The following is a 12,595-nucleotide window of genomic DNA, read 5'->3' as shown; positions in this document are numbered from 1 at the left end:
GCAGAATCTCTCTCAAAAAAGTTGGGGCTAAAAAGATGGGGCTACTTGGCGGACTCGAACGAGCCGTCGACGAGCTTGACGATCGCGGAGCAGTCCGTGCCGGACTGGCCGCCGTCGATAAGCCGCTGGAAGAGCTGCTGGACGTGCTCGCCGATTTCGAGCGGGGTGCCGGTGTCCTTGGCGGCGCTGATGGCCAGGCCGATGTCCTTGTTGGCGAGCTCGGCCGTGAAGGTCGGCGCGAAGTCGTTGTTAGAGGCCGCAGTGGGCACGACGCCGGCCACCGGGTACCAGGTGCGCAGCGCCCAGCTGTCGCCGGAGGAGACGGAAGCGATGTCCCAGAAGACCTGCTTGTCCAGGCCCAGGCGGTCGGCGAGCACCGCGCCCTCGGCCGTGGAGGCCAGGTTGATGAACAGCATCAGGTTGTTGCAGATCTTGGCGGCCTGGCCGGTGGTGGCTCCGCCGGTGGGGATGATGTTGGCGGCCATCGGGCGGATGAATTCGGTGGCGTCGGCGACGGCGCCGGCCTCGCCGCCGATCATGAAGGTCAGCGTGGCGGCCTTGGCGCCGCTCATGCCGCCGGAGACGGGCGCGTCGACAAAGCGGAAGCCGGCCTCGGCTGCGGCGTCGTGCAGGGCCTGGGCGGAGGCGATGTCGATCGTGGAGGAGTCCACCAGCAGGGTCCTGGTGTCCGCGTGGGCCAGCACGCCGTCCTCGCCGAGGTAGACGGCGCGGGCGTGCTCGCCCTTGGGGAGCATGGTGAAGACGACGTCGGCGCCCTCAACCGCCTCGGCGATGCTGCCGGCGGGCTTGACTCCCCCGGCTTCGGCGGCCGCCACGGCCTCGGGGTTCAGGTCGAAGCCGCGAACCTCGTTTCCGGCTTTGGCGAGGTTCACCGACATGTACCCGCCCATGTTTCCCAGTCCGATCCAGGCGACAACTGCCATGGCATAAGCTCCTTTGCTTTGCATTGTGTCCGGCGAAAACTACCGGGTTCCGTGTCCAGCATCACACCCTGATACAGTGCAATCAAGGTAAAAAACTACAGACGGTATGTGCATGGATGCACATACCGTCGGCCCAAGGAGTCATCGTGGACTTGAAGCGGCTCCCCAGTCCGGACGACCTGCTGATCCTGCTGACCGTGGCCCGGCTGGGCAGGTTCAACGCCGTCGCGGAGACGTTGGGCACCACGCACACCACCATCTCCCGGAGGATTCTCGCCCTGGACAAGCAGCTCGGCGGCCGGACGCTCGAGCGCAGCCCGCACGGCTGGGAGCTCACCGAGCTGGGGTCCGAGGCGGTGGCGGCGGCGGAGGCCATCGAGGGGACGCTGGGCGCGTTGTCCGGCCGGATCGCCCGGTCGGAGGACGTGCTCTCCGGCCTGGTTCGGATCAGCACGCCGGACGGCTTCGGCGCGGAATTCGTCGCCCCTGCCCTGGTCCGGCTGCAGCAGGAACACCCGCACCTGAACGTGGAAATGCTCAGCGCCACCCGCAAGGTCAGCCAGAACCGGTCAGGGGTGGATTTGGAGGTGGTGGTCGGCAACCTCGACGTCAGTAATGCGCAGACCATTTTCCTGTCCAACTACTTCCTCCGGCTCTACGCGAGCCCACAGTACGCGCGCGAGCACGGCCTTCCGGAAACGCTCGACGACGTCGGGCGGCACGGCTTTGTCTCGTACGTCGAGTCGGCGCTGCAGGTCGCGGAACTGGGCCACCGCTCCACCCAGCTGCCGATGCCGCGCTCCAGTTTCCAGGCCACGAGTATCTTCGCCCAGCTTGAGGCCGTCCGGCGCGCAGCGGGGATCGGCCTGCTGCCCAACTTCCTGGTTGTTGGGAAGCCGGGGTTCGTGCCGGTCCTGCCGGACGACTTCCAGCGGCAGCTGCCCATCTGGGCGGCGGCCAGGGCGGAGTCGCTGCGTTCGGCCCCGGTGCAGGCCGTGCTGGCTGCCGTCCGGACCGAGATCGCCGAACGCCAGGACGTGCTGGCCGGCTGAGCCGGGCGCTGCTCAGAGCGGCTGCGTCCAGCCCGGTTGATGTCGTCAGGCAGCCGGCGCGGCCGCGGCCTTCTTCCCGAGGGCTTGGGCAGCTTTCTGGATCCGGGCGCCGTATCCGCCGTCCAGCGCGGTCTCCTTGATCTTGTTGGCCTGGGTGTCCAGATCGGCCGGCGCAGCCCCCTTGAGGGCCTTCAGGTCTGCCTGCAGGTTGGCCGGAAGCTTGGCGAACAGCTTCGGGTGGCTGATGACTTGGTCAGCGATCTTCTGCAGCCCTGCCCCCGGGTTGGCCGAGGTGAAGACCGTCCGCAGTTCCTGGCGCAGACCGGCGGCCTCGGTCGCGGTCTTCACCAGCTGCTCGGCGCGCTTCTGGACCTCAACGCCGTAGCCGCCTGACAGGGCCGTGGTCTTGATCTTGTAGGCATCCTGCACGCGTTCAGCCGGAGCGGCATCCTTGAGCGCCTTCACGTCGGTCTGCAGCGCCGGCGGGAGTTTGGCGAAAAGCTTCGGGTGGTTCACCAAGGCTGCCGCTGCCTTCGCGGCCCGGTCCCCGACTGCCTGCGGACTGTCCGCCTTGAGCTGCAGGAAAACCCCGAGCCAGCGCACACCTGCATGAGCGCCTGTCTTGGCTCCGGCAGGCGGGGCCGCCGTCGAGGTCGCCGCCGGGGAGGGGGAAGAGGGGGATGCAGAGGCGGCGGCGACGCCCACGGCGGCCATGGCGCCAGCGGCCAGAACCGCTGCTGCTCCCACACCTAGACGAGTCTTCAATGATGGAGTTGTCGGCATTGCTACCTGGTCCCTTCCGCTGGAATTTAGTGACCGGGTCGGCCTGCCCGGCCCAAAGTGTGGTTCCACTCTAGAAGCCGACGCTGGGGAGAAGCTGAATATCGGCCCAGAAATGAGACGCGCCGGCAGGCACCACGACAGCAGCCCCCGTCCCCGCACTGCGGGGACGGGGGCTGCCTGTTTCAGGGTTGTGCGACTGCCTGCCGGTTAGCGCTTGCTTGCGGCAAGGAGGTCGGCAGTGCCCTGGGCGTCGGCGGCGTCGACGTCGTGGAGCGAGATGCCGCGGGTTTCCTTGAGGAAGAACACGGCGACGGCCGTGATGGCGCAGGCGATCAGCAGGTAGATGGCCACCGGAACGGAGGACTTGTACTGGCCCAGCAGCGCAACGGCGATGATCGGCGCCAGCGAACCGGCCACGATCGAGGTCACCTGGTAGCCGAGGGAGACGCCGGAGTAGCGCATCCGAGTCGGGAACATCTCGGCCATGATGGCCGGCTGTCCGGCGTACATCAGGGCGTGGAACAGCAGGCCGATGATGACCGAAGCCAGGATGATGAAGTCGTTTCCGGTGTCCATCATCGGGAAGGCGAAGAAGCCCCAGGTGGCACCCAGGACGGCGCCGGCCATGTAGACGGGCTTGCGGCCGAACCGGTCCGAGAGACGGCCGACCACCGGAACCACGGCGAAGTGGATAGCGTGCGCCACGAGCAGCAGGAGCAGGATCTTGGCGGTGTCGGCGTGGACCACGGTCTTCAGGTAGGTGATCGAGAAGGTGACTACGAGGTAGTACAGGATGTTCTCCGCGAAGCGCAGGCCCATGGCAGTGAAGACGCCGCGGGGGTAGCGGCGGAAGACCTCGGCGACGCCGTAACCCTTGTGGCCCGCCTCGACTTCCTTGCGCGCCTCAAGGAAGATCGGGGCGTCGCTGACCTTGGTGCGGATGTAGTAGCCGATCAGGACGATCACGGCGGACAGCCAGAAGGCGACGCGCCAGCCCCAGCCCAGGAAGTCCGCGGAGGACAGCACCGAGGAGAGGATGAACAGCACGGCGGTGGCGAAGAGGTTGCCCAGCGGAACTGCGGACTGCGGCCAGCTGGCCCAGAAACCGCGGGACTTGCTGGGGCTGTGCTCGGCGACGAGCAGGACGGCGCCGCCCCATTCACCGCCGACGGCGAAGCCCTGGGCGAAGCGCAGGAAGACCAGGAGGGCCGGAGCCCAGTAGCCGATCTGCGCGAAGGTCGGGAGGCAGCCCATCAGGAAGGTGGAGACGCCAACCAGGATGATGCTGAGCTGCAGCAGCTGCTTGCGGCCGAACTTGTCGCCGAAGTGGCCGAAGACGATGCCGCCGATCGGGCGGGCCACGAAGCCCACCGCGTAGGTGAGGAACGCCGCGAGGATGCCGTCAAGCTCGGTCTGCGAATTGGGGAAGAAGGCCTTCCCGAAGACCAGGGTGGCGGCGGAAGCGTAGAGGAAGAATTCGTACCATTCCACCACGGTGCCGGCCATGGAGGCCGCCACTACCTTCTTAAGACCGGACGCCTTGACGTCGGTCTCGTCTGCGCGCCTTGCGGCGGCGTTTTCCGTGCTCATGAGAACTCCTTCGGTGTCGCCTTCGACACCCTGTGGACCATTAAGGTTGACAACGCGTGTGTGAGTTGGGACACACGGCGTCATTCTCCACGAGTATGGACGTCCCGCGGCGCAGGCTCAACGACTAATCGCGCAGAGCGTGTCTGCAAAAATGCACAAAGCGCGGTCGCGGCTAGGCGAAGAAGTTGCCCCGGAGTTGCTCGCTGAGCTGGCCGATTTCGGTGAGGAAACCGTCGTGGCCGATCGGGGCCTCGATGACGTGCACCGGGACCTCCCCCGGCAGGGCGTCGGCGAGTGCATGGGACTGGGCGGGGAAGTACAGCCGGTCCGAGTCCACGGCCGCGACGAAAAACTCCGCCGTTGCCCGCGAAACGGCCTGCTCAAGGCTGCCGCGGCCGCGGGTGACGTCGTGGCTCATCAGCGCCTCGGTGATCGCGATGTAGCTGTTGGCATCGAAGCGGCGGACCAGTTTATTGCCCTGATGGTCCAGGTAGCTCTCCACCTGGTAGCGGCCCCGTCCGGCCAGCGACCCTGCTTCCAGCGGGGCCTCGGCCGCCTGCGCGTTCCGTCCGAAGCGGCCGTCCAGCTCGGCGGCGGAGCGGTAGGTGATGTGCGCGATCCGGCGGGCCAGGGCCAGACCGGCGTCCGGCTCCGGGCCGCCGTAGTAGTCGCCGCCCTTGAAGTTTGGGTCCTGGCGGATGGCGAGCGTCTGGGCCTGGGCGAAGGCGATCTGCTCCGCGGTGCTGCTGGCACCCACGGAGATGACGGCGCAGCGCCGGACCCGGTCCGGGTAGCTGACTGCCCATTCCAGGGCGCGCGCTCCGCCAAGGGAGCCGCCGAGCACGGCGTACCAGCTCCCGATCCCCAGGGCATCGGCGAGACGGGCTTCTGCGGCGGTGCTGTCCCGGAGGGTCACCAGCGGGAAGCGCGAGCCCCAGGGCCGGCCGTCCGGGCCGGGCGTCGAGGGGCCGGTGGAGCCGTAGCAGCCGCCGAGGATGTTGATGGAGACGACGAAATACCTGTCCGTGTCCACCGGAGCGCCCGGTCCGGCCAGTTGCTCCCACCACCCGGGCTCCTCGCCGGCGCCCCGGGTGACGTGGGTGTCTCCCGTGAGGGCGTGTTCGATCAGCACGGCGTTGGAGGCGTCCGCGTTGAGGGTGCCCCAGGTCTCGTAGGCGAGGGTGACCTCCGGCAGGGTGGCGCCGGATTCCAGCGCCAGTGAACCGATCGGCAGGTACTGTACCGTCCCGTCGGGGACGGTGGAGGACTTGTTTTCGGGTACTCCCGTGCGGGAGACGGCAATCGTCATGTGTGGACCTAACCTCGCGCTTGCCCGCCGCCAGCTGACCGGCAGGCCAGGTCTTCACCCGGGGCACCCCGCCGCGGAAGGAGGGTTGCCGGCCAGCAAGCCGGGGCTGTCACTGGCACTCATGACCTGCGTCGATTCTACGAAACCCGGCGGCGCAATGGCGAAGATTGTGACGGCCGTGTGACAGCCGCATCCTTACTCACCGCAGTTTCCCCACGTTTGAAGGCCGTGTCCGGCGGGTCGCCCCTAAATGTCGGTGCGTCCCGCCGTCGTGCCCGCAAAGGTGGGGAAATTCGGCGCCGTGCGACCTCAGGCGTCCTTGGCCGCCCGGAAGCCGGCGTCGAGGTCGGCGATGATGTCGTCGATGTGTTCAAGTCCCACCGACAGCCGCACCAGTCCGGGATTGACGCCGGCCACCGCCTGCTGTTCCGGCGAGAGCTGGCTGTGGGTGGTCGACGCCGGGTGGATCACCAGCGAGCGCACGTCACCGATGTTCGCCACGTGCGAGTGCAGTTCGAGGGCGTCGACGAAGCGCTTGCCGGCCTCCGCTCCCCCGGCGAGGTTGAAGGAAACGACGGCGCCGGTCCCCTTCGGACCGTACTTGCGGCCGCGCTCGTACCACGGGCTGGACGGCAGCCCAGCGTAGGCAACGGATTCGACGTCGTCCCTGGCTTCCAGCCATTCGGCAACCTTGACGGCGTTGGCGACGTGCCGCTCCACCCGCAGGCTCAGCGTCTCGATGCCCTGGGCGATGAGGAAGGCGTTGAACGGGGAGACGGCGGAGCCGAGGTCGCGCAGCAGCTGGACCCGGGCTTTGAGGATGAAGGACAGGTTTGCCCCCAGCGCTCCGTCCGCCCCGAGGTCTCGGGCATAGACCAGGCCGTTGTAGGTGGGATCCGGGGTGTTGAAGCCGGGGAAGCGCTCCGGGTCCTTGCCGAAGTCGAAGTTGCCGGAATCCACAATCACGCCGGCGATCGCGGCGCCGTGGCCGCCCAGGTACTTGGTGGCCGAGTGGACCACGATGTCGGCGCCCCACTCGATCGGCCGGATCAGGTACGGGGTGGAGAGGGTGTTGTCCACGATCAGTGGCACCCCGGCCCGGTGCGCCACGTCCGCGACGCCCTCGATATCCAGCACGTCCTGGCGGGGGTTGGAGACCACCTCGCCGAAGAAGAGTTTGGTGTTCGGCTGCACGGCGTCGCGCCACTGCTGCAGGTTGTCCGGGTCTTCCACGAACGTCACGGAGATGCCGAACTTCTTCAGCGTGTGGGCCAGCAGGTTGTAGGTGCCGCCGTACAGGCTGGGGCTGGCGACGACGTGGTCTCCGGCCTCGGCGATGTTCAGGATCGCGAAGGTCTCGGCGGCCTGGCCGGAGCTCAGCAGGAGGGCCCCGAGGCCGCCCTCGAGGCTCGCCACCCGCTGCTCCACCGCGTCCTGGGTGGGGTTGCCGATCCGGGTGTAGATGGGGGCGAGTTCGGCGAGCGCGAACCGGTTGGCGGCGCTTTCGGCGCTGGGGAAGACGAACGACGTCGTCTGGTAGATCGGCAGCGACCGGGCGCCGGTGGCGGAGTCCGGCTGCTGGCCGGCGTGGATCTGACGGGTTTCAAAGGACCAGGCGTTGGACATTGGAGAGCTCCTGTGTGACTGGGCACAGGCCGCCCTGGCCTCCTGGGGCCGGACCGGCTCTGGCGCCGCGCTTGCCTTCCGGCGGTTGCCGGAGGGCCAGGTCTTCACCCGGGGCACCCCACCGCGCAAGGAGGGTTGCCGGCCAGCAAGCCGGGGCTTGATGCTGGCGCTCATGACCTGGCTTCAGTCTAGGAAGGCGCCCCGGCGGCTGGATAGCTTTGTGACGAATATGAATTTGTCCCCCCGGCCCGCCGCAGGGCGTTCGCGGGCAGGCGGCCGACCCCGGGAAACCGCCGCGTTTCCGGGCGGATTTGCCGCACGGCCGACAGGCAACCTGGACATCCTATGATGGTTAGGAGAGCCTAAGCTGAGAGCTCCATCACAAAGTGCCAAGATGAGGGCATGCGCATGGATCACGTCTCTTACGCCTGTGAACAAGATGGCCTCGCGGCCACCACCGAACGTATTGCGTCTGCCCTCGGCGTCGAAGCCGTCAAGGGCGGAGTACACCCCCGATTCGGGACCCGCAACATGATCATCCCGCTCGCCGGGCACAAGTACCTGGAGGTTGTGGAGGTCCTAGACCACCCCGCCTCGGACAAGGCGCCGTTTGGCCAGGCCGTGCGTGCCCGCTCGGCTGCCGGCGGCGGCTGGATGGGCTGGTGCGTCGAGGTGGACGACCTGGCTCCCTTCGAGGAGCGCCTGGGCCGGTCCGCCGTCAACGGCAACCGCAAGTTCCCGGACGGCCGCGAACTGGTCTGGAAGCAGATCGGGATCCTGGGCCTGATCGCGGACCCGCAGGTCCCCTACATGCTCAAGTGGGAGGGCGACCCGGCCCTGCACCCGTCCAACGCCTACGCGAGCAACGTCAAGATGTCCGCGCTCACCATCGCCGGCTCGGCCGAGCGCGTCACCGAGTGGCTGGGCGAACCGGTGGAGAAGCCGCTGGAGGATGTGGACGTGAACTGGCTGGCCCCGCACGGGACGCCGGGAATCCTGTCCGTCACCTTCGAAACCGATTCCGGAGCCGTCACCATCTGACGTTTCCGGTCCGAAAAACTTCGGCCGCCAGCAGCGGGTGCCAATGATGCCACCCACCGCTGGCGGCCGAATTTCGTTAAGCCGCCCATGGCTAAGACGGCAGCCGGGCCCCTGGGTCAGGGCGGCCGCCGTCAGCCCCCGAGCAGGTCCGGGTGGTGGGCTTCGACGACGTTGGGGTGGGCGCGCAGCCGGTAGCGCAGGGCGTTGTCCCCGTAGGTCTCCAGGATCGGGCTGTTGCTCGGGTCGACCGACAGCCCGCGGGCCTTGGCCTGGAACTCCGGGCTCACTGCGAGCCGGGGCATGGTCGCATCCAGCGCCGGGTTGTAGAAGAACGGAAGGGAAATCCGGTCCGTGCCGCGCAGGGGGGAGATCACCCGGTGCAGGGTCGCCTTCAGATAGCCGTCGGTGGCCAACTCAAGCATTTCGCCGATGTTGACCACGAAGGTCCCGGGTACCTGGGGCGCGTCGATCCATTTCCCCTGGTACTCGACCTGGAGTCCGCCCTTGCCGGGCTCGACCAGGAGAAGGGTCAGGACCCCGCCGTCACGGTGGGATCCGACGCCCTGCTTGGGTTCCGGATCGGACTCCCCCGGATACCGCACGATCTTGAGCAGCGGGAAGGCCCGCGCGGCGAACGCGGCATCGAAGGTGTCCTCGGGCGCCCCGAGGGACACGGCGAGGGCCCGCAGCAGGTCCAGGGAGATGGCGCTGAGCCGCTCAGTCCACTCGGAGACGATTCCCCGCATCTCGGGCAGCGCCTCCGGCCAGAGGTTAGGCCCCTCCAGCCGCCAGTAGTCGGCGACGCCGGGTCCGGGCTCCACGGCGGCGCGCTCGACGCCGATGTCGATCTGTTCGCGCCAGTCCACCGCGCCGTCCGTAATTTCGCCGCCTACGCGGGTGTAGCCGCGGAACTGCGGGCTATGGACGTTCTCGATCGCGAGCTTCTGGTCTTCGGGCAGTTCGAAGAAGCGGCGGGAGACGTCAAGCATGGCGTCGGTGAGCTCCTGCGGGATGCCGTGGCCAGCCAGGTAGATGAAGCCGACCTCCCGCATGGCGTCGCGCAACTCGGCCCGGAACCGGGAGGCCTCTTCAGGGCCTGCGCTCAGGCGGGAGAAATCCAACACGGGCAATGATTCGAGCGTCAACGTCGCATAGTCCTTCGCAGCGGGTTTGGCAAGCCGAGGCTTGTAATAGCTCCAATGTTACGGACCCGGCCGCGGTTGGGAGAGTCCCGTGTCGAAATAAGTCCTTCGGCTTGCAGCACCCCGGGCGGGGCCTGTTTTGGACCAACGCGTGCGGCGCTAGCCCAGGCCGATCGCCTTGCCGAACAGGCTGAAGCCGACGAACGCGACGATGTCCAGCAGCGCATGTGCGATCACCAGGGGCATCACCCGGCGCGTCCTGGTGTAGATAAGCGCGAAGATGACGCCCATGATGGCGTTGCCGATGAAGGGTCCGAAGCCCTGGTACAGGTGGTAGCTCCCGCGCAGCATGGAACTGGCGAAGATGGCCAGCGGCATGCCCCAGCCGAACTTGCCCAGCCGGTCCAGCAGGTAGCCCACCACAATCACTTCCTCCACGATCCCGTGCCGGATCGCGGACAGGATGAGGACCGGCACCGTCCACCAGTAGGAGTCCAGCGCGCTGGGGATGATCGCCGTCGTGATCCCCAGCGCCCGGCCGGCCGCGTAGAGGCCCAGCGACGGGATCCCGATCAGCGCGGCCAGGCCCAGGCCCTGGAGCAGGTCCTTGCCGGGCCGGGCGAAGTTGAAGCCCAGTTTCCGGAACGCCGAGGTGCCGGTGCTGCCCCTCAAAGCGCCGCCGGCCGGGCCGGCGGGCCGGTGTTCGGTGAGGAAGTAGATCACCAGCACCACGGGGACCAGGGCGAAAATGATGTCCAGCAGCTGGTAGGTCAGGTCAAAGTACTCGCGGCTGCTCTGCGAGCGGTTCAGCGTCGAGGTCCCCTGGGCCAGCGGGGCCCTGGTCATCTTGTCCAGCAGCTGAACCACCGAGTACACCGCCGACTGTCCGAGGGACAGCCCCAGGACAATCCAGACTTCAAGCCGCAGCCGACGGCGGGAGGGAACCAACATGCTTCTATCTTGCCTGCCGTTCCCGGAAGTTGGCTGCACGTGCCTATGCTGGGGCTGTGAGCGCGCCCGGGAGAATCTTCATGGTCCGGCATGGCCAGTCCGCAGCCAATGCCGACACTTCCATCTACAACCGGGTGCCCGACTACCGCATCCCGTTGACCCCGCTCGGCGTTGAGCAGGCCGCGGCCGCCGGCGAGCAGCTGCGGCGCCAGCTGGACGGCCAGCAGGTCTGCGTCTATGTCTCCCCCTACCTGCGTGCCTACCAGACCCTCGAGGCGCTGAAGCTGGGCCCGCTCACCGAGCGCGTGATCGAGGAGCCGCGGCTGCGCGAACAGGACTGGGCGAACTTCCAGATCGCCGGCGACATCGAGGACCAGAAGGAGCTCCGCAACGCCTACGGGCACTTCTTCTACCGCTTCCGCGAGGGCGAGTCCGGTTCCGACGTCTACGACCGGATTTCCTCGTTCATGGAGACCCTGTACCGCCACTGGTCCAAGCCGGACTACGCGCCGAACGCCCTGTTCGTAACCCACGGCCTGACCATGCGGCTGTTCTGCATGCGCTGGTTCCACTGGTCGGTGGAGTACTTCGAGTCCCTGAATAACCCGGACAACGCCGAGATCCGCACCCTGCTGCGCTCCGCCGAGGGCAAGTACGAGCTGGACAAGCCGTTCAGCCAGTGGGAACAGCGCGAGGTGGACGAGACCGTGCTGGATGCGCCGCCGATGGTCTTCTAGACCCAGGGCCGCCTAAGCGACGGGCGGCTCTTTCAGGGCGATCACCTGGTGGAACTTTCCGCTGGCGCCGCCCTGTTCCGGGGCTTCCTCCGCACGGACCAGCTCCACGTTCGCCAGGCCCTGGCCGGCCAGGAAGCCGGCCAGCTTCGCCGCAACGTCCTGCCACACCTCGTCCGCCGCGGCGCCGGGCTCCGGCTGGAGTCGGACCCGCAGTGTCGCTGGGCCGGTCTGGACCAGCTGGCAGCGGTGGACCCCCGGCGCATCGTCGACGGGGGCGGTGATGGCCAGCGGCAGCACGCTCACGGTGGCGCCGTGGCCGTTGTCCAGGTGGAGAACGTCGTCGTGCCGGCCGGCCACCCGGATGGCGGGCAGCGGGTTGCCGCATTCGCAGGGGCCGGGCTTGGCGACGACGGAGTCGCCGAGGTCGTAGCGGATCAGCGGCTGGACCCGGTTGGCGAGGTTGGTCAGCAGCACCGTGTGCGACGGTTGCCCGGCGGGCGTTGGACGGTAGTCCGCCTCGACCGGCTCGAGGATGACCCAGTCGCTGTTGACGTGCAGCCAGCCGCGGGGACAGTCCAGGGCGATCGGGGTGAACTCGGAGGCGGCGTAGACGTTGTGCACCGCGCCGCCCAGCGCCGCGGCCAGGCGCTCCCGGTCCCCGACGGATTCGCCGCTGGACTCCACGATCACCGGACGGATGTGCAGCCGGCCCTCGTCCTGTTCCTCGGCCAGCAGTTCGAGGGCGCTGGGGTAGCCCACCACAAGGGCCGGGTCGAAGGCGTTGAGCGCCTGCACCAGCCGGTCCAGCGGTTGCTGCACGGAGAACAGGCGGTAGGCGCGGCGGCGGCCCCGGCTGCGGCGCCGTTCGGACTCGAGCCAGACGACGCCGGCGAAGTGCCCGCCCGTGCCCACCACGACGGCGGCGCGGATTCCCCGCCGCAGCATCGCGAGCAGCCGGCGGGCATCGAGCACGGTCCCGACGATCCGTACGCCCTGGGCCCGGTAGCAGCTGACCGCGGCCTGGTCATGCACGAACAATCCGGGGTGGCCCGTGGTTCCGGAGCTGGTGCAGGCGAAATAGCGGCCCCGGTAGCGGGTGCCGACCAGGGAAGGGTCGGCGACGAAGGCCTCGAGGTCCGCGCGGGTGATGGCCGGATCGGTGACCCAGTCGTCAAAGTGCGCCATCAGCTGCGGCTTCGTGACCGGCGGCAGGTCCCGGAGCGGCACGTCCTCGGCCGGGAGGCCGCGGTAGAGCGCCCGGTAGAACGGCGAGCAGGCGCGGGCGTGGGCCACGAGGGCGGCCAGCCGGGCGTCCCGGCGCCAGGCCAAGGCCTGCGCCCCGCCGTGCTTGGCCCGCACCAGATCGATCATGATGGCGAGTTCCCTGGCAAAGCCGGCCATGGCGTTCCTCCCTGGTCTC

Annotated in this window: 11 protein-coding genes and 2 riboswitches; of the genes, 3 read left to right on the top strand and 8 right to left on the bottom strand. The window is 68.1% G+C overall.

All coding sequences use genetic code 11. From position 1 onward, the window contains the following. Positions 1-41 precede the first annotated feature (41 nt). Entirely contained in the window at positions 42-944 is a 903-nt protein-coding gene (mmsB, locus tag FFF93_RS05270; protein WP_138769855.1) for a 3-hydroxyisobutyrate dehydrogenase, read from the bottom strand. A 152-nt stretch (positions 945-1,096) separates the two neighbouring features. On the opposite strand from mmsB, the gene FFF93_RS05265 reads away from it, so the two are divergent. After that, positions 1,097-1,996, top strand: coding sequence for a LysR family transcriptional regulator (locus FFF93_RS05265; protein ID WP_138770524.1), 900 nt, complete (start codon positions 1,097-1,099; stop codon positions 1,994-1,996). A gap of 45 nt (positions 1,997-2,041) precedes the next feature. On the opposite strand, the gene FFF93_RS16910 is transcribed toward FFF93_RS05265, so the two are convergent. From FFF93_RS16910 to FFF93_RS05245, 4 genes are all read right to left on the bottom strand, one after another. After that, positions 2,042-2,743, bottom strand: a complete 702-nt coding sequence (locus FFF93_RS16910; RefSeq protein WP_186372240.1) for a hypothetical protein — start codon at positions 2,741-2,743, stop codon at positions 2,042-2,044. 243 nt (positions 2,744-2,986) lie between these two features. Then, on the bottom strand, positions 2,987-4,369 hold the full coding sequence (locus FFF93_RS05255) for an MFS transporter (protein WP_138769856.1): 1,383 nt from the start codon (positions 4,367-4,369) through the stop codon (positions 2,987-2,989). A gap of 172 nt (positions 4,370-4,541) precedes the next feature. Further along, complete coding sequence (locus FFF93_RS05250) at positions 4,542-5,678, bottom strand: homoserine O-acetyltransferase (RefSeq protein ID WP_138769857.1); 1,137 nt, start codon at positions 5,676-5,678, stop codon at positions 4,542-4,544. Between the two features lie 11 nt (positions 5,679-5,689). Further along, positions 5,690-5,805: riboswitch (SAM riboswitch) on the bottom strand. A gap of 182 nt (positions 5,806-5,987) precedes the next feature. Then, on the bottom strand, positions 5,988-7,304 hold the full coding sequence (locus FFF93_RS05245) for a bifunctional o-acetylhomoserine/o-acetylserine sulfhydrylase (protein WP_138769858.1): 1,317 nt from the start codon (positions 7,302-7,304) through the stop codon (positions 5,988-5,990). 62 nt (positions 7,305-7,366) lie between these two features. Further along, positions 7,367-7,482: riboswitch (SAM riboswitch) on the bottom strand. 224 nt (positions 7,483-7,706) lie between these two features. Here FFF93_RS05245 and FFF93_RS05240 point away from each other — a divergent pair. Next, on the top strand, positions 7,707-8,345 hold the full coding sequence (locus FFF93_RS05240) for a VOC family protein (protein WP_138769859.1): 639 nt from the start codon (positions 7,707-7,709) through the stop codon (positions 8,343-8,345). Positions 8,346-8,476: 131 nt separating this feature from the next. Here FFF93_RS05240 and FFF93_RS05235 read toward each other — a convergent pair whose 3' ends face one another. After that, positions 8,477-9,490 (bottom strand): isopenicillin N synthase family oxygenase, encoded by a 1,014-nt coding sequence (locus tag FFF93_RS05235; protein WP_138769860.1) that lies wholly within the window; start codon positions 9,488-9,490, stop codon positions 8,477-8,479. Positions 9,491-9,646: 156 nt separating this feature from the next. After that, entirely contained in the window at positions 9,647-10,438 is a 792-nt protein-coding gene (locus FFF93_RS05230; protein ID WP_138769861.1) for a CPBP family intramembrane glutamic endopeptidase, read from the bottom strand. Between the two features lie 80 nt (positions 10,439-10,518). Between FFF93_RS05230 and FFF93_RS05225 the strand changes: the two genes are divergently transcribed. Next, positions 10,519-11,175, top strand: a complete 657-nt coding sequence (locus tag FFF93_RS05225; RefSeq protein ID WP_138770525.1) for a histidine phosphatase family protein — start codon at positions 10,519-10,521, stop codon at positions 11,173-11,175. A gap of 12 nt (positions 11,176-11,187) precedes the next feature. Here FFF93_RS05225 and FFF93_RS05220 read toward each other — a convergent pair whose 3' ends face one another. After that, a complete protein-coding gene (locus tag FFF93_RS05220) occupies positions 11,188-12,576 on the bottom strand; it encodes a phenylacetate--CoA ligase family protein (protein ID WP_186372239.1) in 1,389 nt (462 codons plus the stop codon). Between the last annotated feature and the right edge of the window lie 19 nt (positions 12,577-12,595).

The sequence above is a fragment of the Arthrobacter sp. KBS0702 genome (genome assembly GCF_005937985.2).
Taxonomy (GTDB): Bacteria; Actinomycetota; Actinomycetes; order Actinomycetales; family Micrococcaceae; genus Arthrobacter.
This window is presented reverse-complemented; position numbering and strand designations above follow the sequence as displayed.

Coding starts and splice junctions, on each gene's coding strand:
- mmsB (WP_138769855.1), bottom strand. CDS start 944: ATGGCAGTTGTCGCCTGGATCGGACTGGGAAACATGGGCGGGTACATG.
- FFF93_RS05255 (WP_138769856.1), bottom strand. CDS start 4,369: ATGAGCACGGAAAACGCCGCCGCAAGGCGCGCAGACGAGACCGACGTC.
- FFF93_RS05250 (WP_138769857.1), bottom strand. CDS start 5,678: ATGACGATTGCCGTCTCCCGCACGGGAGTACCCGAAAACAAGTCCTCC.
- FFF93_RS05245 (WP_138769858.1), bottom strand. CDS start 7,304: ATGTCCAACGCCTGGTCCTTTGAAACCCGTCAGATCCACGCCGGCCAG.
- FFF93_RS05240 (WP_138769859.1), top strand. CDS start 7,707: ATGCGCATGGATCACGTCTCTTACGCCTGTGAACAAGATGGCCTCGCG.
- FFF93_RS05230 (WP_138769861.1), bottom strand. CDS start 10,438: ATGTTGGTTCCCTCCCGCCGTCGGCTGCGGCTTGAAGTCTGGATTGTC.
- FFF93_RS05225 (WP_138770525.1), top strand. CDS start 10,519: ATGGTCCGGCATGGCCAGTCCGCAGCCAATGCCGACACTTCCATCTAC.
- FFF93_RS05220 (WP_186372239.1), bottom strand. CDS start 12,576: ATGGCCGGCTTTGCCAGGGAACTCGCCATCATGATCGATCTGGTGCGG.